Origin of the sequence: Anaerobutyricum hallii (assembly GCF_900209925.1) — a bacterium.
Taxonomy (GTDB): domain Bacteria; phylum Bacillota; class Clostridia; order Lachnospirales; family Lachnospiraceae; genus Anaerobutyricum; species Anaerobutyricum soehngenii.
On the sequence record NZ_LT907978.1, the window covers coordinates 2,613,375 to 2,635,549 of the forward strand.

The 22,175-nt window shown below is 38.6% G+C and carries 26 protein-coding genes; 6 read left to right on the forward strand and 20 right to left on the reverse strand.

The genetic code is table 11. The features are described from left to right. Positions 1–248: 248 nt before the first annotated feature. The 10 genes from EHLA_RS11860 to EHLA_RS11905 form a co-directional block, all read right to left on the reverse strand. Complete coding sequence (locus EHLA_RS11860) at positions 249–1,169, reverse strand: BsuBI/PstI family type II restriction endonuclease (protein WP_096240991.1); 921 nt, start codon at positions 1,167–1,169, stop codon at positions 249–251. After that, positions 1,162–2,649, reverse strand: a complete 1,488-nt coding sequence (locus tag EHLA_RS11865) for an Eco57I restriction-modification methylase domain-containing protein (protein ID WP_096240992.1) — start codon at positions 2,647–2,649, stop codon at positions 1,162–1,164. Before EHLA_RS11865 ends, EHLA_RS11860 begins: the two co-directional genes overlap by 8 nt. Before the next feature lie 929 nt (positions 2,650–3,578). Further along, a complete protein-coding gene (locus tag EHLA_RS11870; protein WP_008705291.1) occupies positions 3,579–3,758 on the reverse strand; it encodes a hypothetical protein in 180 nt (59 codons plus the stop codon). A 49-nt stretch (positions 3,759–3,807) separates the two neighbouring features. Beyond that, positions 3,808–5,286, reverse strand: coding sequence for a helix-turn-helix domain-containing protein (locus EHLA_RS11875; RefSeq protein WP_096240993.1), 1,479 nt, complete (start codon positions 5,284–5,286; stop codon positions 3,808–3,810). A gap of 139 nt (positions 5,287–5,425) precedes the next feature. Further along, positions 5,426–5,812 carry a helix-turn-helix domain-containing protein gene (locus EHLA_RS11880; RefSeq protein ID WP_044924454.1) on the reverse strand — a complete coding sequence of 129 codons (387 nt, stop codon included), beginning with the start codon at positions 5,810–5,812 and terminating at the stop codon, positions 5,426–5,428. A 189-nt stretch (positions 5,813–6,001) separates the two neighbouring features. After that, positions 6,002–6,775: a NifB/NifX family molybdenum-iron cluster-binding protein gene (locus EHLA_RS11885; RefSeq protein ID WP_055195155.1), complete on the reverse strand. Its 774-nt coding sequence runs from the start codon at positions 6,773–6,775 to the stop codon at positions 6,002–6,004. 98 nt (positions 6,776–6,873) lie between these two features. Beyond that, entirely contained in the window at positions 6,874–7,458 is a 585-nt protein-coding gene (locus EHLA_RS11890; RefSeq protein WP_055195153.1) for a 4Fe-4S binding protein, read from the reverse strand. Further along, positions 7,455–7,655 (reverse strand): 4Fe-4S binding protein, encoded by a 201-nt coding sequence (locus tag EHLA_RS11895; protein WP_222891075.1) that lies wholly within the window; start codon positions 7,653–7,655, stop codon positions 7,455–7,457. The genes EHLA_RS11890 and EHLA_RS11895 overlap by 4 nt, the downstream gene beginning before the upstream one ends. 119 nt (positions 7,656–7,774) lie before the next feature. Continuing rightward, a complete protein-coding gene (locus tag EHLA_RS11900) occupies positions 7,775–8,101 on the reverse strand; it encodes a hypothetical protein (RefSeq protein ID WP_222891074.1) in 327 nt (108 codons plus the stop codon). An 85-nt stretch (positions 8,102–8,186) separates the two neighbouring features. Beyond that, on the reverse strand, positions 8,187–9,107 hold the full coding sequence (locus EHLA_RS11905; RefSeq protein ID WP_028086467.1) for a hypothetical protein: 921 nt from the start codon (positions 9,105–9,107) through the stop codon (positions 8,187–8,189). A gap of 110 nt (positions 9,108–9,217) precedes the next feature. Between EHLA_RS11905 and EHLA_RS11910 the strand changes: the two genes are divergently transcribed. Beyond that, complete coding sequence (locus EHLA_RS11910; protein ID WP_044924472.1) at positions 9,218–9,901, forward strand: Crp/Fnr family transcriptional regulator; 684 nt, start codon at positions 9,218–9,220, stop codon at positions 9,899–9,901. Positions 9,902–10,019: 118 nt separating this feature from the next. Here the strand turns inward: EHLA_RS11910 and EHLA_RS11915 are convergent, their stop codons facing one another. The 7 genes from EHLA_RS11915 to dinB form a co-directional block, all read right to left on the reverse strand. Further along, positions 10,020–11,711: an FAD-dependent oxidoreductase gene (locus tag EHLA_RS11915; protein WP_073106970.1), complete on the reverse strand. Its 1,692-nt coding sequence runs from the start codon at positions 11,709–11,711 to the stop codon at positions 10,020–10,022. 1 nt (position 11,712) lies between these two features. Then, positions 11,713–12,033 (reverse strand): rhodanese-like domain-containing protein, encoded by a 321-nt coding sequence (locus tag EHLA_RS11920; protein ID WP_028086465.1) that lies wholly within the window; start codon positions 12,031–12,033, stop codon positions 11,713–11,715. A gap of 12 nt (positions 12,034–12,045) precedes the next feature. Continuing rightward, on the reverse strand, positions 12,046–12,351 hold the full coding sequence (gene trxA / locus EHLA_RS11925) for a thioredoxin (RefSeq protein WP_028086464.1): 306 nt from the start codon (positions 12,349–12,351) through the stop codon (positions 12,046–12,048). Between the two features lie 105 nt (positions 12,352–12,456). After that, positions 12,457–13,017: a sigma factor-like helix-turn-helix DNA-binding protein gene (locus EHLA_RS11930; protein ID WP_026650124.1), complete on the reverse strand. Its 561-nt coding sequence runs from the start codon at positions 13,015–13,017 to the stop codon at positions 12,457–12,459. A 331-nt stretch (positions 13,018–13,348) separates the two neighbouring features. Next, positions 13,349–13,894, reverse strand: coding sequence for a hypothetical protein (locus EHLA_RS11935; protein ID WP_026650125.1), 546 nt, complete (start codon positions 13,892–13,894; stop codon positions 13,349–13,351). A gap of 275 nt (positions 13,895–14,169) precedes the next feature. Then, positions 14,170–14,409: a hypothetical protein gene (locus EHLA_RS11940; protein WP_026650126.1), complete on the reverse strand. Its 240-nt coding sequence runs from the start codon at positions 14,407–14,409 to the stop codon at positions 14,170–14,172. Between the two features lie 20 nt (positions 14,410–14,429). After that, positions 14,430–15,674: a DNA polymerase IV gene (gene dinB, locus EHLA_RS11945; RefSeq protein ID WP_044924451.1), complete on the reverse strand. Its 1,245-nt coding sequence runs from the start codon at positions 15,672–15,674 to the stop codon at positions 14,430–14,432. 194 nt (positions 15,675–15,868) lie between these two features. Here dinB and EHLA_RS11950 point away from each other — a divergent pair, with 194 nt between their 5' ends. The 3 genes from EHLA_RS11950 (at position 15,869) to EHLA_RS11960 (ending at position 17,280) form a co-directional block, all read left to right on the forward strand. Then, a complete protein-coding gene (locus EHLA_RS11950) occupies positions 15,869–16,321 on the forward strand; it encodes a helix-turn-helix domain-containing protein (RefSeq protein ID WP_026650128.1) in 453 nt (150 codons plus the stop codon). A gap of 77 nt (positions 16,322–16,398) precedes the next feature. Beyond that, positions 16,399–16,953 carry an ImmA/IrrE family metallo-endopeptidase gene (locus EHLA_RS11955; RefSeq protein WP_026650129.1) on the forward strand — a complete coding sequence of 185 codons (555 nt, stop codon included), beginning with the start codon at positions 16,399–16,401 and terminating at the stop codon, positions 16,951–16,953. Between the two features lie 33 nt (positions 16,954–16,986). Beyond that, positions 16,987–17,280, forward strand: a complete 294-nt coding sequence (locus EHLA_RS11960) for a hypothetical protein (protein WP_026650130.1) — start codon at positions 16,987–16,989, stop codon at positions 17,278–17,280. A gap of 72 nt (positions 17,281–17,352) precedes the next feature. On the opposite strand, the gene EHLA_RS11965 is transcribed toward EHLA_RS11960, so the two are convergent. Beyond that, positions 17,353–18,108 (reverse strand): 8-oxo-dGTP diphosphatase, encoded by a 756-nt coding sequence (locus EHLA_RS11965; RefSeq protein WP_049946956.1) that lies wholly within the window; start codon positions 18,106–18,108, stop codon positions 17,353–17,355. Positions 18,109–18,390: 282 nt separating this feature from the next. Here EHLA_RS11965 and EHLA_RS11975 point away from each other — a divergent pair, with 282 nt between their 5' ends. Together EHLA_RS11975 and EHLA_RS11980 are read left to right on the forward strand one after the other, a co-directional pair. Then, the gene (locus EHLA_RS11975) at positions 18,391–18,714 is read left to right on the forward strand and encodes a MobC family plasmid mobilization relaxosome protein (protein WP_026650133.1); all 324 of its coding nucleotides are present in this window, start codon (positions 18,391–18,393) and stop codon (positions 18,712–18,714) included. Further along, positions 18,681–20,039, forward strand: coding sequence for a relaxase/mobilization nuclease domain-containing protein (locus EHLA_RS11980; RefSeq protein ID WP_026650134.1), 1,359 nt, complete (start codon positions 18,681–18,683; stop codon positions 20,037–20,039). The genes EHLA_RS11975 and EHLA_RS11980 overlap by 34 nt, the downstream gene beginning before the upstream one ends. 66 nt (positions 20,040–20,105) lie before the next feature. On the opposite strand, the gene EHLA_RS11985 is transcribed toward EHLA_RS11980, so the two are convergent. Both EHLA_RS11985 and EHLA_RS11990 read right to left on the reverse strand, forming a co-directional pair. Beyond that, positions 20,106–20,774, reverse strand: a complete 669-nt coding sequence (locus EHLA_RS11985) for an SIMPL domain-containing protein (protein ID WP_026648895.1) — start codon at positions 20,772–20,774, stop codon at positions 20,106–20,108. Beyond that, the gene (locus tag EHLA_RS11990; protein WP_044924450.1) at positions 20,758–22,086 is read right to left on the reverse strand and encodes an ADP-ribosylglycohydrolase family protein; all 1,329 of its coding nucleotides are present in this window, start codon (positions 22,084–22,086) and stop codon (positions 20,758–20,760) included. Before EHLA_RS11990 ends, EHLA_RS11985 begins: the two co-directional genes overlap by 17 nt. Between the last annotated feature and the right edge of the window lie 89 nt (positions 22,087–22,175).

Genomic DNA, 22,175 nt, shown 5'->3' on the forward strand with positions numbered 1-22,175 from the left:
CTCTTTCCTTATTGAATTTATTCTTTATATTATCAGCTTACGTTTATTGTATCTCGAATTTTAATGAATTCGTCTCACCCTCTACAAAAGTTATACAAATACCTCTGTAAAAGATAATTTAACAATAACAGAAACTAATTTTCTGCCAAAATCTGTAATACAAAGTAGCTACTACCATTAGTAGCATAAACGCTCCACTGTGAACCCGCCAGTAGAGCGCTTACAAATCAATATCTTCTAAATTAAATTTACCTCGGTCCCATAAATCTATCACCATTCAAATGTATCATATGCTCCGGCATTTCAGCAATCCAGACCTCTGTTTCCCATGCGAGTTCCTCAGCAAATTTTTTATACGTCCTGAAATCCAGAAAGGCGGTTACAAATATTTTTCCTGCTGTAACATCTTTCGTCATCTCTGTTATTTCCAATATACGTTTCGGATCCATCGGTCCTACAGATGTTACTGACTCAACAAAATAGATCCAGTTCTTGTCCTCACGATATAGCACTACATCTGGCATCTTATCATGTAGCGTAATTTCAAATCCCAGTACTTTTAATTTTTCTACATTCTTAACCAGATCTTTTTCTATTGTATCGCCGACGTACAAGCACTCCGAATTTGGTGCAAATCTTGGTGCAAATTCCTCGATAATGGCTTTTTGCAGCTCATTATGCTTACCCGTAGAAAATTTAAAACTTTCACCATTTATATTTACCGGCATCATTGTCATCTTCTTTTTGGAAGCGTACAAGTCAATTAACTTTTCATGGTAACAAAGGAACCGTTTTATAGATTCCTTCCACGCTGATGTTTCCATCGTTCTCAGCATTTTAACTGTTTCTTCCGTCAGTCTGTACCGATAGTTCGGACTGTTGGTTACTTTTCCATTATCCTCTATCAAAGCAGCGGTACGGAATCTATGCAGTGCCTGCTTTCTAAACGTTTCTCGGCTGTTTTCCGCATAACTCATGCCATAAAATGTATTAACAAACTGAATAATATCATGAATACGAATCCATTCATTTGTTGCTTCACTCCATGACATATCTGGTTTTATGCCTGCCATTGCCAAAATAACATAGCAGCATATATCCGCTTGCTGTGCTTTGGGCATACCTATTGTTTGCAGAAATTCTCTCGTTTCTTCTATTTTCTTATCCACAGTATCCCTCCAATATCAAATTGCAATTTGCCTCCGAATAATCCTTACTTTTAAGCACTTTTCTGCCCATTTCCTGAATATCCTCTAAATCTGGCACTGGCATTGCATTAATCTCTGTTGAATTAACCTGCGTAGATCCATTCAAAATACGATAATATTCGTCATAAAGTGTAGAATTAAATAATACATACAACCCATACACCAGACATTCTGACATTTCTGTTAATACACCGTCCACAAAATTAATTTTATTTTGTGTACTTATCTTTTGGTACTGCGGAAATCTTTTGGCTAAATATACTCCGCACTGTAATCTTCGAGGTTCTTCCTTTGCTGTAAATCGCTTTACAAATAGATAGTTCTTATTATCTTGCATTAATCCCTTTTGTTCTGTCACCACATATTCATGTTCTTTCTGTATAGGGAATTCTACTTTTCCCTGTTTTATATGCTGCGAATAAAACAAAGGGATTGCACCTTCTTCTTCCTCATCCCGCAGGATTTCACGATTGCGAAAATCTACGGTCAATCCTGTTTTCATTTTTACACCAATTGCCGGAAGTGTCTTATCAAATTTATGCAATTTCTTTAATACTTCCACTTCATTTTCATCTGTTACAAGATAAACATAATAGTCTGATCCTGCTACAACCAGATCGTACGGAACTGTTACTGATGTCAGCTCTCCAAAATCACTATTTGATTTCGATGATGTAATCGTAACTGTTTCTGGCTTTTCACTCGTCTTCCTTACTTTAATAATAATCGTTTCCTGTAACACACTTTCTTTGTCGAAAACCTTATTTCTGCTGACAAAAAGATGAATATGTTCCAATTTCCCTTCTGTCAGAAAATACTTCCTGAAACGTTTAAAATACGCTCCAGATGTCCATGACCTTGGAATGATGTAAACCATCTCTCCATTTTCACATAAATTGAATAATCCCATAGATGCAAAAATAAAATACAAATTCGGCGCACCATAACATACCTCTGGCATCGCTGTTGCTTCTGGCGCATCTTTCGGAATTTTCATATACGGCGGATTTCCAATCACAAAATCATATTTCTTAGGCTCCGCATTTCCTCCCAACATATGATTAAAATCCAAATACTGACTTAGAATATAATTATCTTCAATTATATTGATCGTGAGTTTTTTCTTTGCCTCTTCTTTACAATATTCCAGATTACGTTTCAACAATGGCAATACATTTTCATCGTTCTCATAACAGGTAAGTTCAATCTCCTGAATAGAATCTATTGTTTCCAATCGCTCAATAAAGGCACATGATAATATACCTGAACCAGCCCCCGCATCAAGCACACTTATTTTGCCTGTTTTCTCATCAAAGTTATATAATCCAGACATAAAACGAGCAGTTTCCATACTGGTAAAAAACTGTCCGTATTTTTTACGTTCTTTTTTTGGCATACTCTCTATATATTCGTTTGTAAGCTCTATAATTTTTTCTAGCATATTCCACCTACCTACAAGCCTTCTATTTCTTGCTATTATACTATAGCACACTTCCTTTTTCAACACTCTTTCGCAAACATACATTCTATTTTTCTATCTTCGTCGTATTACAATCATTATCATCTATGTCTATAACATTGTTGGCATTCTCGCCTTTCACAGAAAAATCTCCTGCCTTAAACCACTTGTAAGCACAATCTGATATACCGATACACTTTCATCCTATTTTAGGGCAAAGTTTTTATCCTTCAGAGTAGTTAAATCATAAAACTCTTCTTCCCAAAATAACAGAAATTGCATCCAGACTTTCTTTTATATTCTTATTGCTTCCGTTTTTAGATGTCCTCATAAAGTTAAAATTTTATGAGGACATCTAAAATCCTTAAAATAAAGCTTTTCTCTACTTTTCAAATCCTTGAAAACTACTGCTAGACAAGAAAAAAGGCCCTGACAGTCTGGAAATTCCAGACCATCAAGGTCATTCTTTGTTCTTAATTGCATTTCATGTTTTCACATGATTTTTGTCATTTCACTGGCTGAAAGTTTTGCCCTGAAACTGGATAAAACTGTTTGCCCTGAAATACAACAGGTACTGTTCATCATCACACTCCATTATCCACTTTTTCGCACTTTCTATTATCCAGTAAAAGTGAACTTTATTCGTTCACAAAACCTCTTTTCTCCCACAAAAATAAGGCTCCGAACCTACTATGTAGATTCAGAACCTTAAAGTGTATAGATTATTCATTTTTACAAAAAACTGAATAATGAGGTTTGCGAACAAACATTTGCTACTATTCAAACTCCTTTGCGGACTGCGTTTCATGACACGCAAAGGCTGTTATTAGAGGTTTATATTTCGAACGTGCGTTCTGTTTTTGTGTTTTTCGCACCGCTTATGAAGAAATAAACTCCAAAATAACTCCATTTTACTCTTTATTATTTTGTTGTTCTTCTCTTGCGTAAAGAATGTCCAACGCCTGGAATATTACATTACTCATAGTCTGATAATGTCGCTCTGCATAAGATACTAGCTTTTCTTTTTGCTCTGGTGACATCCTAATTCTCAGACTAGAATCTTTGCCGTCTAATGATGGTTTTCTAGGCATCTTTCTCTCCTCCTTACATTTCATAGTTTAACACGAATTGATACAAGTGTCAATCTCGTTTTGTTAATATCACCCATTTCCCTTTTTGGCTACTTCCCTGCCTCTTCAGATAATTCTTTTCCTTCAATTTGGTTATATAATACTTCACACTAGCAAGATTCCAATCTAACGCATTAGCCATTTCTTTCTGCGTGATTGAAGGTTGCATACGTACAAGATTCAGAATTTCTATTTCTTTCTCACTCAGTACATTTTCATCTTCCACTTGGTCTAATCTCTCTAAATCTTGGTTAGCTTGGTTAGTAGCTTGGTTAGCTTGGTTAGTAGCTTGGTTAGCTTGGTTAGTAGCTTGGTTAGCTTGGTCAGTTATTGGATTGACTCGGAACAACTCTACCCGAAACATATTATCAAATTCCTGAAATCTCGGCTTTGGAAGTCCATACTCTTCTGCAGCATTAAGGATTCTTTTTATTCCGCTTCCCCATGCCTCTACAAGTCCCATCTGACTGAATATATTGGCAATGCCTTTATTCCTGATCTTCGAATGACCATTCATGACTTCCTCATAAGTTAATCCGTTATATAATCCACCCGGAGATGTCACCTCCAATCTGTCATCATAAACTGCGACCTGAATACAGGATTCATCTAATAGGTTACGGTGACAATGGGCATTAATAATCATTTCCCTGATTGCTTCCGGTGGTAACTCATATTTCTCTTTTCGCACCAATCCGTCAATTGTTGCTCCAAGCCGAATATTTCTCAATACAAAATCTACTGCTTCTTCGATTTGTGTATAGATTGGTCCTGTAAATTCTCTCTTATCCAGAAACATTGCACGATCTGTTCCCTTGAATACCGCACATTGTGTTTTGGAGAATGAAAAATAATCCGATGTCAGCAACGCATAGGCATTCGTTGCCAGAAGCTGTCCCTCGCTCTGCTTCAAAATTTTCCAGTTTATCAGCTGCTCTTTCTTTACAGAATGTTCTGACATTCCTGCTTTCTTCCGGAACTTTTCAATATCCTGACAAAGTTTCTCTGTTGCTTCCTCTGAAACAGGATAACCCACACAAGTAAGCTCATCCCATGAGATTCTGGCCCCTTCCATTTCCAGTTCTTTTATCTTCTCCGGAAATGCCTGTCTTGATGTACCTGCTACACGGATATAAGTGCCATTATCTTTTCCCTTTGATTTTAGATAATACGGTCTGTTCTTTCCAGCTTCTACTGATACAACAATGACCGTTTTCCCGTCTACTGTCTGTGGCTCAATATCAGGAATGATCTGTGGCACACAGGAATCAGAAACTGCATTGGCAATTCCATCCATCAGCTGAAACAACACATCATTTTCCACACCAACAATCTGGTGTGTTTTATCATCTACTCCAACAATCAGCTTGCCACCTTGTGTATTGGCAAAAGCTACGATTGTCTTCATGTACTTTTCACTTTTATCAGGTAAGGATACCTTGTACTCAATATTTTTCGATTCCCCGGAAAACATAGTATCTTCTACCATTCTTTCACTCCTACTCTATACTCGCACCACTGGTACGAATAATTCTATTTCCAGAGCAATCTTCTCTGGATCATTAACACTATTATACGTTCTATTCTTCTTTTCTATCAAGCAAGAAAACAAAACAGTTCATTTCTTCTTACCATTTTCTTCTGTTCTTTTTTGATGCCAGATAAAGTCTCGTCATCTCATCCATGAAAATAGTTTTGTCCTCATTGGTCATAGTTCCACTGGCAAATAAAGCAGCTACCTGTTCAAGAATCTGCCTTGCCTGTTTAGCACCAGCATATTCACTTGGCTCATCATTACCCAAGCACACGGTTTCATTATCATTCATAAGATAAGAAACCTGACACTGAAATGCATCTGCCAGTTTTTGATATAAACTACTCTGCTTCGGATATCGTCCTTCAACTTCCCAAGATCGAATTGTTCTATGAGAAACGCCCACCATATCACCCAGCTTTTGTTGAGTCATTTTTTTCTCTTTTCGCAACTTCCTAATTTTATCACCAAATGTTGTCATAAGTATACATCTTTCTCCTATGAGTTTTGTACATGCTTTATTTTTCTAACCACAATAAAAGTATATCATTATGCAAATAAAAAGAGAACCCGACATCACAAGCAAATTTGATGATGCGGGTTCCCTTCCCTCTTTATAGATCAATACCTTTTATTTTTTCATCTTATGATCCGATGGCAATCTCACTTCTTAATGACAACTGTGGCTTCCACATCCATGCTCGCCACATGTATGTCCTTCCCCGTTGTTGTGCTCGTGATGAGAACATTTCACATCCGGATTATACTCAAGTGTTTCATTGATAAAAGCTTCTACTGCTTCATCCGCATCTCCGGAAACTCCTCCGAAAAGCTTGATGCCTGCTGCCGCTAACGCTGTCTGTGCGCCGCCTCCAATTCCGCCACAAATCAAAACGTCTGCATTCAATGCATTAAGAACTCCTGCCAATGCGCCATGTCCACTTCCATTCGTATCTACTACTTCTGAATGTACTACTTTTCCTTCCTCTACATCGTAAATCTTAAATGTCTCTGTGTGTCCAAAGTGCTGGAAAATCTGTCCATTTTCATATGTTACTGCTATTCTCATGATACCTTCTCCTTTTTCTGCTGCATATTTTTTGTAAATTTCCTGTTTGTAACATCCTCCAAAGCTGCAGTTGCCGCTCTGACCGTCACAGATTCTGAAATCTCCGCCCTCAATTTTGAGTGGATGCCCGTCGATAAGTGCATCTGCGATCTTTTTCCTGGCGATCTCGTAAATTCGCTGGACCGTTGTTCTTGCGACTTGCATAGATGCTGCACACTGCTCCTGACTGTAACCTTTCTTGTCCAAAAGACGGATTGTCTCGTACTCATCTACCGTTAGAACAATGGGTGTTTTTTTCTCAGTATCATCTGCCGGAAGAAATTCTAAAACATTGGGGAAATGACAGACTTTTCTGCATTTTACTGGTCTCGGCATAAACTGCTCCTTTCTCGCTTTTCTTATATAATAGCCCTATAAAAGGCATATGTCAATAATGTTTTTGACATATGCCTTTTATGAATCACCTTATAGTATTACTTCTTTTCATTATTTTTTAATTTACAGATACCCTGCGTCATTGTTCCCATTGGACAAAATGTACACCAGGTTCGTGGCTTATATAACACCATTACGATCAACCCTAACAACAAAGATGTAAGCATCAAACTATAAAATCCAAAACTAAACTGTGCCACCCAATCAGCTACTGTTCCGGCAGTGTATGTCCATCCCCACGGAACACGGAAGGTCCAGAATAATTTGATGGCTTCACGCAAGGATGATGATCCGGCACCAACTAAATATGTCTGAAATACCATATTCCCAAACATTGTAAGGAAAAATATCAAAAAGCCGTATCGGAACCATTTTGAACTCATCCATCGCGGGGTTGGTTTATTTCTTGAGCATTTTAAATCCCCACCGAGCTTACTAAAAAGCTGGCCACGTCCACACAAATGATTACAGAAAAATTTATTTTCACCGAATATCGCTATTCCTAACGGCAACAGGAAATCAATCATCCCAAACCAAGCAAACAAAATATTAAAAAAACCGAGAGCAAAATAAAGGATCGCCCATATCCATAAATAATCATACCAATGTTTCTTTTTCTTCACATCGCTGTCCTCTCTTTCATTTCAATACAACCTGCCGGACAGGACTTTGCACATTTTCCACATCCTACACACACTGTTTCTTCTACCACAGCATAACATCCATGGTAAACTTTGACAGCTGCCAGCGGACAAGTATTTTCACATACTCCGCAGGCAACACATCTTTTTTTATCGACACTTGCCATTCTTTTTGCCAATGCTTTGTTCCCCTTTCAAATTTTGTATCTCTATTGTACCTGAAAAAGGTAAATCCTTCTGTGATATTATTACATAAGAATTTACCTTGAACGCTAATCATTACAATGACATATTTTTATTATACATTACCTTTATATTTATATATGATGTTTAGAATTTCCTCAGTTGTTCGAATAATTTCTTTTTGTTTTTCTTTCATTGTTATAGATTTGCTTTCTTCTTCAGCTAACGAAGAGTAAAGGTGAATGGTATTAGCATGATTCCATATCTCATCGTAAATTTTCTCGATTTCATCAGCACTCCGAAATGCCTGGTCTGTTTGCATTTGCAAGTGTTCTCGTTGCTCTTCCAGATGATTCATCCGTTCTTGTAACTGATCCCTTTCTTTCTGCAATCGATCATGTTGTGCTTGCAGTTGATCTATTTGTATTTTAATTTCGCTCATCTTTTCTTTCTGTCTCCGCATAAGCATCATCAAATATACAACTACAAATACAAATAATAGTATTATGTACAGCATAAACTTCTCCTCACGACACATATATTTCGACGGTTTTCCGCAAATCAACTATTGATAATGGCATAGAAAGAACAGTTAGTTTTCCTGAATTCTTTTTAATTTCAACAGCATCAGGATTGCCTGTGATTAAAATTACAGGTGTTGTCCTGTCCGCACGCCATGGCTGATTCGGTTGGCTCGTCATATCTTCGGTAACAATCCAAAGATCCGGCTTATGTCTGCCTAATCTTGTTTTAGCACTTTCCGGTGTGTAAAACAGCATGATCTGATCTGAAATAAATTGCAATGTTTCTTTTAATCCTTTTGCATAACGTTCACTGCCACAGACCAGTGCAATAATAGAAGCAGCTTTCTTTTTTTGTGTTACCTGAATAAAATCCAAAACTGGTGTATTATAGAGACTAAAGTCTTTTTCCAAATGAACTTTATCATAATAACTCTTTGCTGCCTTGCACATCCTCAGACAAAACTGTTCTATGTCTATACGAATATCGTTTCCGTTCTCCTGTATGTTCATACTTTCCAACTGACAAACTGACATTCCACAGTTTAGTCCAAGATGAAAGCGTATATTATTTTCATCATTCAAAAATCCTTTATTTTGATGAAGATATTCACATCGAAGCTGCCAACAGCGTTCTCCGCAAATATATGGCTTTTCATCGGATTGAGATAGTTTAAAGTAGTCCCCTGCATATTCATCAAACCAGCGAATATACTGGGTTCCCACATCACGGGTCGGATTCTTTTGCCGATCCAGCATAACCCGGCCATCTCGATAATGTTTAACAATTTCCGGGAAAGCAATACCTCCGCAAATATCTGGCAAAGTCAATGCCAATGCCAGTGCAGACTGCCATCGTCTATCTACAATATTCAGTTCTACTTCTTCAATTCGGTCCAAAAATGTAAAACTGACATCTCCCTGCATTATTTATCCCTCCCTCATATTCACAACAGTCATGTACTATAGTCAGTATATTTTTATTTATGGCATATGTCAATTATATAATTGACGCATCTAAAAAAAGTAAGTATACTATGTTCGTAAAGGAGATAACTGTTATGAGCTTCGAAAATTATTTTCCACTATGGAATGACTTAAATACAGCACAGAAAAAAGTAATTTCAGACAATTTGATTACACGGGATGTAAAAAAAGGAACGATCATTCACAACGGAAACCTGGATTGTACTGGATTATTACTGGTTAAATCCGGGCAGCTTCGAACTTACATACTTTCAGATGAAGGACGAGAAATTACACTTTACCGCCTGTTCGATATGGATATGTGTCTTTTATCCGCCTCATGTATCATGCAGTCCATTCAATTTGAAGTAACCATTGAAGCAGAAAAAGATACTGATCTTTGGATCATCCCTGCTGAAATCTATAAGGACATCATGAAGGAATCGGCTCCCGTCGCAAACTATACCAATGAATTAATGGCTAGCCGTTTTTCTGATGTCATGTGGCTGATTGAACAGATCATGTGGAAGAGTTTGGATAAGCGTGTTGCTTCATTTCTTTTAGAAGAGACCTCTATCGAAGGAACAAATGAACTGAAAATCACTCACGAAACTATCGCAAACCATCTTGGTTCCCACAGGGAAGTGATCACTCGAATGCTTCGATACTTTCAGGGCGATGGTCTCGTCAAACTCTCACGCGGCAAAATCACCATCCTTGATTCGAAAAGACTGGAAACACTACAAAGATCATAAAACTGTTTTTCTATGACATCTAAAGAATCCTCCATTTATCAGAATTGTGAAAGTCATTCTAATAAATGGGGGATCTTTTTACGCTACAAGTAAATTATAAAATTATTGTGATTATTTTTTAATAATCCATACCACATGCATATGCCCTTTCAATCAACGCACGGTCATTAACCACTGCATCATAGAAGCGGAATCCACCGGAGAAGTTGTATGTTTCATAACCGTTTCCTTCCAGAATACGGCTGGCAATGTAGCTGCGCAGACCACTTTGGCATATCAAGTAAACAGGCTTTCCCTTCTCAATTTCATTGATACGTTCCCTTAGTTCATCTACAGGAATATTTCTGAATCCATCCATATGCCCCCTGTTAAACTCACCTACAGTTCTCACATCCAGCAATACAACACTTTTATCTTTAGAAATCTTATCCATATCTTCCAGATGCCATTGTTTTAAGGTACCTTTTGCTATATTGTCTATCATGAATCCTGCCATATTTACAGGATCCTTGGCAGAGGAATACGGCGGTGCATATGCAAGATCCAGATCTTTCAGCTGGGTTGCCTTCAGCCCTGCATGAATTGCTGTTGCCAGCACATCAATACGTTTATCAACTCCTTCATATCCAATAATCTGAGCACCAAGCAAACGATAAGTCTCTTTTTCAAAAACCACCTTCATGGTCATCACTTTTCCACCAGGATAGTAACCGGCATGACTCATAGGAGAAAGAATTACTGTATCTACATCTAATCCTGACTTTTTGGCATTGGTTTCATTGATACCTGTAGTGGCTGCTGTCATATCAAATACTTTGATAACGGAGCTTCCCTGACTGCCCAGGTAACGGCTGTCACCACCACAAATATTATCAGCGATGATCCTGCCCTGCTTGTTGGCTGGTCCGGCCAAAGAGATCAGCGCATCATCACCCGTAACATAATGTTTTACCTGAACTGCATCACCTGCTGCATAAATATCCGGTACAGAAGTTTCCATTCTGTCATTCACTACGATACTTCCCTTGATGCCAAGTTCCAGACCAGCTTCTTTTGCTAATGCTGTGTCTGGTGTAACTCCGATTGCCAGCACCACCATATCAGCCTGAAGGGATGGATTATCTTTTAATAGAACCTCTACTCCATTGTCCTTTTCTTTAAATCCTTCTACTGTATAGCCCAGTACCAGTTTTATCCCATGCTTTCTCATTTCATTATGGATCATGGATGCCATATCCGGGTCAAATGGGTTCATCAGCTGCTTAGGCCGCTGGACAATTGTAACATCCATGCCAAGCTCCCTCAAATTTTCTGCCAGTTCCAGACCAATAAAACCGCCACCTGCCAATACAGCCGATTTTGGATGATTCTTATTTATATATTCCTTTATCCGAAAAGTGTCTTCTACAGTACGAAGTGTAAAAAGTTTATCCATACCTACTCCGGGAAGTCTCGGCTGTGTTGGCTTTGCACCTGGAGAGAGGATCAGCTTATCATAGTTTTCTTCAAATATCTCACCATTCTCTAAATTTTTCACTGAAACCGTTTTACGTTCCGGATGTATGGAGATAACTTCATGATGAATTTTCATGTTAATACGGAATCGTTTAAAAAAACTCTCTGGTGTCTGTAGTGTAAGTTCTTCCGGGTCTGTGATCACGTCTCCGATATAATATGGAAGCCCACAATTCGCATAGGATATGTATCCGGATCTTTCAAACACAGTAATTTCTGCATGTTCATCCAATCTTCGTATTCTTGCTGCAGCTGTAGCTCCTCCGGCTACACCGCCTACGATTATTACCTTCATCTTATTTTTCCACCTTTCCTGAATAAGCAGCAATGCCACCAATATTATTTACTTTAGAATATCCCATTCGTTGCAACATCCCAGTTGCTTGACGACTTCGGGCTCCGGAATAACAGTATACAAACAGCGGTATTTCTGTATTCTTCACTACCGAAACAACATTGTTAAGTTGTTGCAATGGCACATTTTTACTTTCTGGTATATGCCCTTCCTGATATTCCTGCGGCGTACGAACATCCAGCAGAACTGCACCAGCAGTCTTTTTATATTCCTCTATCCCTTGATTAATATTCGCCTGTTTTAAAAAATCAAAAAATCCCATTAACGCACCTCCTTAAAGCATCTCTAAGATTGCCTTCTTAGGTCTTGCCCCTGAAACTTTTGTTACAATCTTCCCATTCTTCATAACCACCAAAGTTGGAATACTCATAATACCAAATTTACTTGCCAGTTCTGGCTGCTCATCCACATTGATCTTTCCAACTTTGATATCAGGGCGTTCACTTGCTATCTCCTCTATGATAGGAGCCACCATACGACAAGGAGCACACCAAGGAGCCCAAAAGTCTAAAAGAACGGTTTTCTCGGAATCCATTATTTCATTCTGAAAATTATTTTTATTGATATTAATAGCAGACATTTTACAGTCCTCCTTGTTTTTTCTTTTGTGGCTTTATTATAATCTGAAATTCATTTGTTTTCTGTGATATCATCACATTATTATCATGATTAATTTTTAACTAATTTATTTTTTCATCTTATGATCTGATGGCAGTCTCACTTCTCCGGTCCTTTTCTTCATAATCGAGTTCTGTGTCTCCATCTGTGTTGGAATATAATCGCTTTCCTGCAGAAATGCACCTGCCGCCTCAGCATATGATTCATATCCAGCTGCTTTCATCCTCTTCAACATTTTTGCCAAAGCACTGTTCTTGTCTCTACTCACCTGACGTGTGCTGATGCCCAGTTCCTCTGCTGTTTCTTTAACCTGTTTTCCCATGATAAAATAATCGCTCACGATTTTCTTTTCTTTCTCTGTCAGATCGCTGAAGAGTTCTTTAAAGAAGATCTCAGTTGTAATATCCGATGCAATGTCACGTCCACTATCTGCGATAAAGTCTGTCGCACAACCGTTTTCTGATTCTAATCCACAAAATAATACTGTATTATTTCTCTGATGCTGCTGATCAAACATATAATGTTCCTTATTATAAAAAATATTAAGAACTTCCAGCTCTTCTGCTGTAATATTAGCGTATTTCACCTTCTGATATCTGTCGTAAAATGTGTATTTTCTTTCTTCCATGATTGTTTCTCCGATTTGTCGTTTTTGTTGATTTGATTTGTGACAAATCGAAAATCATGGATATCTGGCATAATGCCTGCCTCTTCCCTGCATCTTGATATGCTCTTCCTTTCCGGCATCTACCTGTTAAAAAGGAAGCTTTTTCAAATCTGCAACCTGTTTTTGGGTATAAAAAAAGGCCATGCCCTTCCGGGCACAGCCTGACGCCTTAAAATTTGAGAAAAGAAAAACCTCCGCAAACATTACGTCTGCGAAGGTCTATTTCTCTCAGCATATCAATTCTAACATGCACGTATTTTCATTGTAATACCATTCACATGCCAGTTTACTGTCAGTTCACTGCCACTTTACTTCCACTTTTCTTCCAGTTTATTTCCTCCATCTTATTCTGTATCTTTTCCGGACGTGTAAATGCCCAGAGCATTGTTGCATACAAACGGATTGCTTTCTTACGGTTTCGATAATAAGTAGTGCTTGGCATATCATCCAGCATCAGCATCACATCTTCATTGGTATTTCCTGCTTCAAAATATCTATATTTCAAAAGCCGATAATACAGCTGTCCATTTTTTGGATAATCCCTCAAAGCTATCAGGGAATCTCTCATGATTTCCAGCAAACAGAGATTCATATCATTATTCAGAAGCTTTTCCTGGATTCTGCGTTTCTCTGCAGTCGCATCGAAATCTACCAGATCATATAACATTTCCTTCAGATGCTTCCCTTCCTCTGCATACATTTCATAATCTATATCCACAAGGTTCTTCTCAATACGGAACATTACTTTAGTATACTGACTCAGCAATAATTCCGTATTCTTATAAGCATCCTCTGCCACTTCTTCCATATTGATAAACATATCCTGTATTCTCTGCATAATTGTCCTCCTTCCCGACCGCTTCCGCAGCCAGACCAATCATTGTATTGTTTGTTCCATTCACAGTCTGTCACTGTCCTAACATCTCTTCATGCAGATTCCGCAGAAATATCCGCTGTGGGATAGCTTCTATTTCTGGCTGATCGGCAACTGTATGATCTATTGAAAGCAATCGGTTCTCACGGGAAAGGATGTATCCCCGACTGCTGATGTTCTCATCGAATATCTATCTCTCCAAAGGGGGCCCTGATTCAGGGCTCCCTTTTAGGACGCCGTTATTTACGTTCCATAAACCATTTATAATTTTCTTCATAAGTCAGATGACAGATTTTTCCACCCACCTGACAGGTATAACGATATCCGGTTCCGCCAGCTTTTCGGCTGGCACAACGCTCCGGTTTTGAAACCTTATCAATCGCATACTTACGTCCATCTTCCCAGACAAACGCTGTAGGGATCAATTCTCCTTCCCGGCTGAATACTGCCAGGACATCTACATACACTTTAGCTGTCATTACAAAACACCTGCTCTCTCCTATCCATGAAAATATGCCTGTGGATGAACCGTATGTTCCTTAGCATTCAGCTGTGCCAGTATCTTATCCTGATACATAAATGCTCTCTGAATACTCTGATAGCCAAACCTTCCACGGATCTCATCTACCACCTGGTCCATCTTTTTGATTTTTTCTCTCTTCGTTTCATCCATAAATAAATCAAGCTGATACGGCATCTCTTCTGATACCAGATCACATCCTCGAACACCAAGACTACGAATTGGATGTTCCCAATTATAGTTTTTCTGGAATAACTCAAATGCAGTTCTGGCAATTTCTTCTGTAAGATTACTTGCCCTGTCCAACTTGCACTGTCTCGTGAAATGATACAATCCATTATCCCGAATCGAGATTTCTACTGTCCTGCATTGAAAACCATTTTCACGAAGCCTGGCTCCTACACTTTCTGAAAGAGCCATCAAAATAATCTTCACGTCCAATTCACTAACAAGATCTCTTGGCGTTGTTGTACTGTTCCCGATAGACTTGATCGGTACTTTATATCCTTCTACCAAAACTGGAGTTTCATCCCATCCATTTGCAAAGGTATGAAGTACCAATCCCATCTTTCCAAGATATGTTTCTAATATAGAAGGTTCTGCTCCTGCCAGATCTCCGATTGTACAAATGCCAAGTTTCTTCATCGTCCGTTCAGTGCTTCTTCCGACCATGAGTAAATCACCTACTGGAAGTTTCCATGCAATATCCTTGTAATTGTCTTTGGAAAACTCTGTAATGGCATCCGGCTTTTTATAATCAGAACCGAGCTTTGCAAATATCTTATTCCAGGAAACACCAATACTTACGGTAACCCCCAGTTCATATTTAATCCGACTGCTGATCTCTTTTGCAATCTTCATTCCGTCTCCCTTGATAGAAGTACTGGCGGTCACATCCAGCCAGCTTTCATCAATCCCAAATGGTTCTCTCTGATCTGTGTATTCACTGTAAATCTCCTGTGCCATTCTGGAAAACCTCAAATAAAGATCCATGCGAGGCGGTACAAAGATTATTTCTGGGCAAACCTGTCTTGCCTGCCACAATGCCATGCCTGTTTTTACTCCGGCTCGCTTCGCAATATAGTTTGCAGTCAGCACAATTCCATGTCTTGCTTCCGGATCACCACCGACTGCCATCGGCTTCCCGGCAAGTTCTGGATGATGCAGCATCTCAACACTTGCGTAAAAGCAATTCATATCTGAATGAAGAATTGTCCTGCTCATAACATTCACCTACCAGTCTTAAAAATCATAATAAAAGTTCTTTGCTTCATATTGACTTTGTGAAGTTTATAGATTATAATTTCTACTAACTTCACGAACATTTGTTTGTATTTTATACGTGATAATGAACTCTGTCAATAGTTTTTATAAAGTTGATGAAGTTACGATTTCAAAAACTTGGAAAGGATCCCACTATGAATTTTTCAGACAAGATTAAATATCAACGAGAACAAAATCATCTGACACAAAAAGAACTTGCAGAACTGGTCGGCGTATCCCAGCGTGCGATCGCAGCTTATGAAAGTTCCGGCACCATCGCACGAATCTCTACTATGAGAAAGCTCGCTCATGCATTGAATGTCTCTTACGATTATTTGAAACATGATGAGATCACAGATCCTTCTTACGGAATTGAAAAAATGGATTATATTGATGAAGTCAATGGACAGCTTGGTGAAAAAGGAGCCAGGGACATCAATGAGATTCTCGAAGCCAACCGTGCTCTTTTTGCTGGTGGCGAACTCGACGAAGAAGCAAAAGATGCTTTCTATCAGGCTGTAACCAAAGCATATCTTTCCTGTAAGATGGAAGCCAAAAAGACATTTGGACGGAAAAAGAAAAACACTGAAATGGAAAGTGATTCATAGGTGTCCGTATTTTCGTACAGCACTTTTGCTACTCTATACTTGCAGCAAACTATCTTATGAAATATCGAGGTGTTTTTATGAGTTCAAAATGTATAAGAGACACTGTTAATAAAGTAAAAGCAAAATATCAGGAAAGTGATCCGTACCGCCTTGCAGCCGCTATGCATATTATTGTTAAAAAGCTTCCGCTTGGAACTGATCCAAACTGTTGCAAAGGCTTCTGTATGCGGGAATGTCGAAAGACCTGCATCGTCATTAACTGCGACCTACCGGAAATCATACAGCAGATTATCCTGATCCACGAGATCGGTCACGCACTCCTTCATCAGAAACCCCTTCAGATCAAGTGTTTTCATGATTTTGAATTATTCGATGGAGTGTCACAATGTGAATATGAAGCGAATTGCTTTGCCGCTGATTATCTTCTGGAAGATGAAGATGTCCTGGAGATGCTTAACGCTGATATGTCCTTTTTCCAGGCTGCCGCAGAACTGAAAGTTCCACCGGAACTTCTTGATTTCAAATTCCGAATGATGAAACGAAGCGGCGTTCAGATTGTAGATTCTCCGATTACTTCCAACAGTGACTTTTTAAAAGATATCCCTACTTCGGGAATAATAGAAAATTACTAAATATGCTATTTTTGAAAAAGGAGATTTTTGAAAATGATCAACTTAAATAAACATAGAATAGACTTTGGAAAAGGGGATGTAGGCATTGGTGTCATCGGTAACACTACAGATTCCGCACAACTGGCATTTTATAATCAGAGTGCACGTCCCATCCATATACTCAAGAATCCAGATCAGAATCCTGGGTTCGAACCCATGGAATTTAAAGAAGAACCTTTTATCATGAGCTTCTCCAATCCTGAAAGCATTGATGCAGTTATTTCAATTTTACAACGTGCCAAATATATTAATTTCACTTCCAAAAACGAACCGCAAAAAACAGAATAGATGAATGATGTATCTTATAAAGAATGGCTGTCTTTTCTCCAATGAGCAGGCAGCCATTTCTCATGTAATTCTTTAATACAAGTCTCCCACATATCCATCTGCTTCCAGATGCATATAGCACTCGTCCACCTTCTCTGATTCCAGAATCCGCAAAACGTGTTCCATACCTGTAGCAAGTTCTTTTGTTTTTAACTCTTCCAACGGAATCCAATAAACTCTTCCTTCCTCAGAACTCTTTAATTCTCCGGTAAACTTATCCGCTTTATACAAGGTAATAACATAGTGCACTCCGCTCTTATGCCAATGATATAATCCTCCAAGCTTCGGTGCTTCAACCGTAAGTCCTGTTTCTTCCCAGACTTCCCGAATCATAGATTTCTGAAAAATCTCATTTGCTTCTACGTGACCGCCTGGAAAAGTTGTACCGGTATAGCTATCATTTACTTTATCCAGAGCCAGTACATTCCCTTTATGATCCTGAATCATACACATATTCATAAAACAGACCTTCTCAATCTGACTCTCTTCTTTTTCATTCAGAGATTTTCTGACACGTTTGTTGATATCCGATCGTTTGGATTTATAATGCTTGAAGACCTCTCCATACGGAATCCAGATTTCTGCATCTTCAATTTTTTCATAAACAGAATCCACCACTTCTTCCAGATGTTTGTCACTCGGAAAAGTACATTTTTTCATATAATAATCTCTGGTTGCCTGAAACATCCATTCCGCAATCTTTTCTTTCTGCTTCATTTTTAACTGGGAATACTTCTTATTCGTTTGCAGTAATCTCCCATCTATCATCTTATGGTTTTTCCGTGACATCGGTTTGACCTCTTTTCTTCTTTTTCATTCAGATTTTACTATACCACAGAATCATGCTTGCGTCATACTTCTGAGCTTCGATGTCCTCTTTTTCTTCTCTCAGTACCTTATTTATAGAGGGTTCTTTTTTAAGACTCTCTTCCGGCGGCTGTGCCACCGGTAAATAGCAAGGACAGGAAGTGTATATACACTTCCGGAAAACCAGCAATTTAGGGAACCCTGCCCTAAATTAAAAACACAGAAGTCACTACTTCGAAGAACCAAAGAAAGGAGAATCTGCCTATGGCAAAGAGAAAAAGAAATATACAGATTTTGTTTTGTGTTTCCCCAGAAGAAAAAAAGCTTATTCGTAGAAAGATGATTGAATCAAAGACAAAAAATATGGGAGCTTATCTTCGTAAAATGGCAATCGACGGTTACATCGTCAACACCGATACCACTCCACTGAAGAAACAGTATGAGGAAATGCATAAGATCGGTGTGAATATTAATCAGATTGCCAAAAAAGTAAACAGCACCGGTGATCTGTATCCGGAAGAAAAGCAAGAATTAAAAGAGATGGTGAAAGAATTATGGCGTATCTTAAGATCTTCCCAATTAAAGTAACAGACAAGAAAGCTCTGGACTACATCACGAATCCAGATAAAACAGAAGAAAAACTGTTAGTTTCCAGTTTTGGCTGTTCCCCGGAAACTGCAGATCTTGAATTTTCTATGACAAGAGAAATGGCAAAAAAGAATGGAATGGACAAAGGTGATAACCTGGCATTTCATCTGATCCAGTCATTTAAACCTGGAGAAGTTGATGCCGAAACTGCCCATCGCTTAGGGCAACAATTTGCAAACGAAGTACTGAAAGGAAAATATGAATATGTGATAAGCACCCATGTTGATAAAAATCATATCCATAACCACATCATCTTTAATGCAGCAAGTTTTGTTGATCATCACAAGTATGTTTCCAATAAGCGGAGCTACCATAAAATCTGCCGGATCAGTAATCGTATCTGCCATGAAAATGGACTTGCCACCAGTATGCCAACCGGAGAAAAAGGCAAAAGTTATAAGGAGAACATGGAATATCATCGTGGCACCAGCTGGAAAGCCAAGCTACGTGTTGCAGTTGATAAAGCAATCTGGACTTCCATCAACTATGAGGAATTTTTACAAAAAATGCAGTTAGCCGGATATGAAGTCCGACAGGGAAAACACCTGTCCTTCCGTGCACCGGAACAGAAAAACTTCACTTATATGAAATCTCTTGGAAGCTATTATTCAGAAGAAAATGTCCGCATCCGTTTGGCAAAAAACCGTAACAAAATAAAAGCTCCAAGGCATCTGTCCAGAGAAGCTCGCCTGTATATCAATATCTCCACTTATGTTACGACCGGCAATCGAGAAGGATTTGAACGATGGGCAAAACTAAATAACCTGAAAGAAGCGGCACGCACCTTCAACTATCTTTCCGAAAATAACCTGCTGAATTATGAAGATTTCCAACAGCATGTTTCTGATGTTGATGCTTCTGTTAAAGCGGCTGATCAAAGAATAACGCAAATCAACAGTGAGCTGAGCACACAGAAAATCATTCAAAAACACTGTGATTCTTACCGTCTCTGCCGAAAAGTGATTGAAGATTGCAAATCTGCTAAAAATCCAAAAGCATACCGAACCAAACATCAAGCAGAATACCAACTGCACGATTCACTAAAAAAAGAGCTTCAGGATCTCGGTGTTACCAAAATCCCAAGCTCTAATAAAATCCAGAATAGGATAGAAAATCTTGAATCTGAACAAGCTGCTACTGTCCGGGAAAAACAAGAATTGCAGAAAAAGCAGAAGACACTGAATATCATTAGACAGAATTTCACAGCACTACTTAATGCTCCGGAGATGCAAATTCCCATATCAGAAAAAGAGCTAACTCTCTAAAAAGAAGGAGGTACCTACTTTAACGGTGCCTCTTGCTTTTCGTCTAATCTATTTATATCTTCCTCTTTATGCAATTTCCCATATTACAGTTGCCGTATCAGTAACATTAATATCGTCTGCCTCAATATCTATATCATATGCTCCCGGTGCACTCATTTCACATTCCGTACACTCCATTAATCTCATTTCATTCAATGGCTTTGTTACAAAATCTATCTCTCCCCAAGAATAATCAATTGCCTGTATTTCACCCAATTTCACATTTGCTGCTGTTGTAAGCACCTGTGCCTTTTGAATGGAATCCTCGATTGCTTTATGTAACAGCTCATTTTTACATTTTTCTACATCTGCCACTGTATACTCAATAGAAAACTCTGGCCTTAATGAGCTATGAGCCAAAGCGTAAAGGACTTGCCCTAATCTTTTATTATCAGCTGCAAACTCTATTTTCATATGGTGATTATACTTATAACCTTTAAATCTTCGCTTCCAGCTCTTATCTCTGTCCTGATAGCTTTCATATTCTGTATCGACATTAAAATATACTGTTTTAAGGTCTTTTCTCTGAAAACCAAGTTTCTCAAACAAATCCTTGAGAAGCTCTGTATCTTCTGTTGACCTTCGGAGAGTATCTTCATATTCTTTGCAAAGTTCTTCCTTGTTGACATATAACCGGATTTTATCCGGCTTTACTGCTATTTTCCCTTTTCCTGTAACTTTAATTGTTCTCATCATCTTTGCTCTTCCTTTCATTCTCATTATATTCATACCCATTGATTAAAAGCTCTATCATCTTCTTTGTCATCTGAATATACTTACCAAACGGATTAATCACAATTCCATTCACCTGTTCCCAATTAAGTGCCAGACGAAGTATTGATTCAATAGACTGATTCATCTGCACATTTCCAGCAGAACCCTTATGCATCTCTTCAGAAGATGTAAATACTCCAATCCATTCTTTTTCATCAGCATCTTTTACAGTCTCTATTTTAAGTCTTACATCATGGTCAAGCGAAATCGTGTCACCAGCCTTTACTTTACTTATCTGTTCTTCCGACATAAAAGGATTTTCCGTGATATATGGAACAATAACTTCTCCTGCCTGCTGCATTCTTGTTACCATAACTTCCATAAATAACAGCATTCCATTTTTATCCTGCTGAATATAATACTGGTCGATTGCTGCCTCAATCATCTGATTTGCCTGTGTCTCATCCACTTCATCTGAATAAGTATCCACGCTCCTGCCAAGTACATGATCAAATTCATCAAGAACATCCGTCATCAGTCCCTTATCAATCCGGCTTTTACACTCTGCAATCAGCACAGCTGGGATCCCATAAAATGCTTCTGCAATACTTCCTGTAATAGCACCAAGCGTATCCGTATCTCCACCAAGTGATACTGCATTCCGTATGGCATCCTCAAAATCTTTGGATTCCAGAAATGCGATGATTGCCTCTGGTACTGTTTCCTGACAGCTTTCAACATGATGGTAGTAGGTTCGGATATTATCCAATGTTCTACTCAGATCATAATGAAATTCCCTCTCGATATAAGCTTTGATTTCTTCTTTTGAAGATCCATTCCTTGCCATATATATTGCACTTGCAGTTGACTCTGCACCCTTTATACCTTCTGGATGATTATGTGTCACATTCGCTGTAGCTCTAGCTACCTCTCTGGTTCTTTCCATCGAATCATAAAGCCAGCCTACCGCTGACACTCTCATGGCTGAACCATTTCCATAGCTTCCGTATGGCTTCGGATTATTTTCTTTAAGCCAATGTCTGAAGCATCCACCATAGCCTGCATGTGGATATCTTTTTCCCCAATCCTGCATATTGGATGCTACCGCATCTTCAATTTTCTTTACTGCTGCTTCCGGTCCGACTGCCAGGAGAGCTTCTCCAACTGCTATTGTCATAACAGAATCATCTGTAAAGCCACAGCCTTCACTAAACAAATCAAAATTCTTTGTTTTATCACCTCTGTCAAACTCAAACGGACTTCCTATAATATCTCCTAAAATTGCTCCGTACATATATGCCTCCAATTCCCGGATTACTCCGGCACCTCTCTTTCTCTGTTACAATATGAGTATAATTAAAAGGCATCTTCATATGGTCGCTG

Bases quoted from the DNA above. Each gene is read 5' to 3' on its own strand.
- EHLA_RS11865 (WP_096240992.1), bottom strand. From the start codon at position 2,649: ATGCTAGAAAAAATTATAGAGCTTACAAACGAATATATAGAGAGTATG.
- EHLA_RS11870 (WP_008705291.1), bottom strand. From the start codon at position 3,758: ATGCCTAGAAAACCATCATTAGACGGCAAAGATTCTAGTCTGAGAATT.
- EHLA_RS11875 (WP_096240993.1), bottom strand. From the start codon at position 5,286: ATGGTAGAAGATACTATGTTTTCCGGGGAATCGAAAAATATTGAGTAC.
- EHLA_RS11880 (WP_044924454.1), bottom strand. From the start codon at position 5,812: ATGACAACATTTGGTGATAAAATTAGGAAGTTGCGAAAAGAGAAAAAA.
- EHLA_RS11885 (WP_055195155.1), bottom strand. From the start codon at position 6,775: ATGCCGAGACCAGTAAAATGCAGAAAAGTCTGTCATTTCCCCAATGTT.
- EHLA_RS11900 (WP_222891074.1), bottom strand. From the start codon at position 8,101: ATGAGCGAAATTAAAATACAAATAGATCAACTGCAAGCACAACATGAT.
- EHLA_RS11905 (WP_028086467.1), bottom strand. From the start codon at position 9,107: ATGCAGGGAGATGTCAGTTTTACATTTTTGGACCGAATTGAAGAAGTA.
- EHLA_RS11910 (WP_044924472.1), top strand. From the start codon at position 9,218: ATGTTCGTAAAGGAGATAACTGTTATGAGCTTCGAAAATTATTTTCCA.
- EHLA_RS11915 (WP_073106970.1), bottom strand. From the start codon at position 11,711: ATGAAGGTAATAATCGTAGGCGGTGTAGCCGGAGGAGCTACAGCTGCA.
- EHLA_RS11920 (WP_028086465.1), bottom strand. From the start codon at position 12,033: ATGGGATTTTTTGATTTTTTAAAACAGGCGAATATTAATCAAGGGATA.
- trxA (WP_028086464.1), bottom strand. From the start codon at position 12,351: ATGTCTGCTATTAATATCAATAAAAATAATTTTCAGAATGAAATAATG.
- EHLA_RS11930 (WP_026650124.1), bottom strand. From the start codon at position 13,017: ATGGAAGAAAGAAAATACACATTTTACGACAGATATCAGAAGGTGAAA.
- EHLA_RS11935 (WP_026650125.1), bottom strand. From the start codon at position 13,894: ATGCAGAGAATACAGGATATGTTTATCAATATGGAAGAAGTGGCAGAG.
- EHLA_RS11940 (WP_026650126.1), bottom strand. From the start codon at position 14,409: ATGACAGCTAAAGTGTATGTAGATGTCCTGGCAGTATTCAGCCGGGAA.
- dinB (WP_044924451.1), bottom strand. From the start codon at position 15,674: ATGAGCAGGACAATTCTTCATTCAGATATGAATTGCTTTTACGCAAGT.
- EHLA_RS11950 (WP_026650128.1), top strand. From the start codon at position 15,869: ATGAATTTTTCAGACAAGATTAAATATCAACGAGAACAAAATCATCTG.
- EHLA_RS11955 (WP_026650129.1), top strand. From the start codon at position 16,399: ATGAGTTCAAAATGTATAAGAGACACTGTTAATAAAGTAAAAGCAAAA.
- EHLA_RS11960 (WP_026650130.1), top strand. From the start codon at position 16,987: ATGATCAACTTAAATAAACATAGAATAGACTTTGGAAAAGGGGATGTA.
- EHLA_RS11965 (WP_049946956.1), bottom strand. From the start codon at position 18,108: ATGTCACGGAAAAACCATAAGATGATAGATGGGAGATTACTGCAAACG.
- EHLA_RS11975 (WP_026650133.1), top strand. From the start codon at position 18,391: ATGGCAAAGAGAAAAAGAAATATACAGATTTTGTTTTGTGTTTCCCCA.
- EHLA_RS11980 (WP_026650134.1), top strand. From the start codon at position 18,681: ATGGCGTATCTTAAGATCTTCCCAATTAAAGTAACAGACAAGAAAGCT.
- EHLA_RS11985 (WP_026648895.1), bottom strand. From the start codon at position 20,774: ATGATGAGAACAATTAAAGTTACAGGAAAAGGGAAAATAGCAGTAAAG.
- EHLA_RS11990 (WP_044924450.1), bottom strand. From the start codon at position 22,086: ATGTACGGAGCAATTTTAGGAGATATTATAGGAAGTCCGTTTGAGTTT.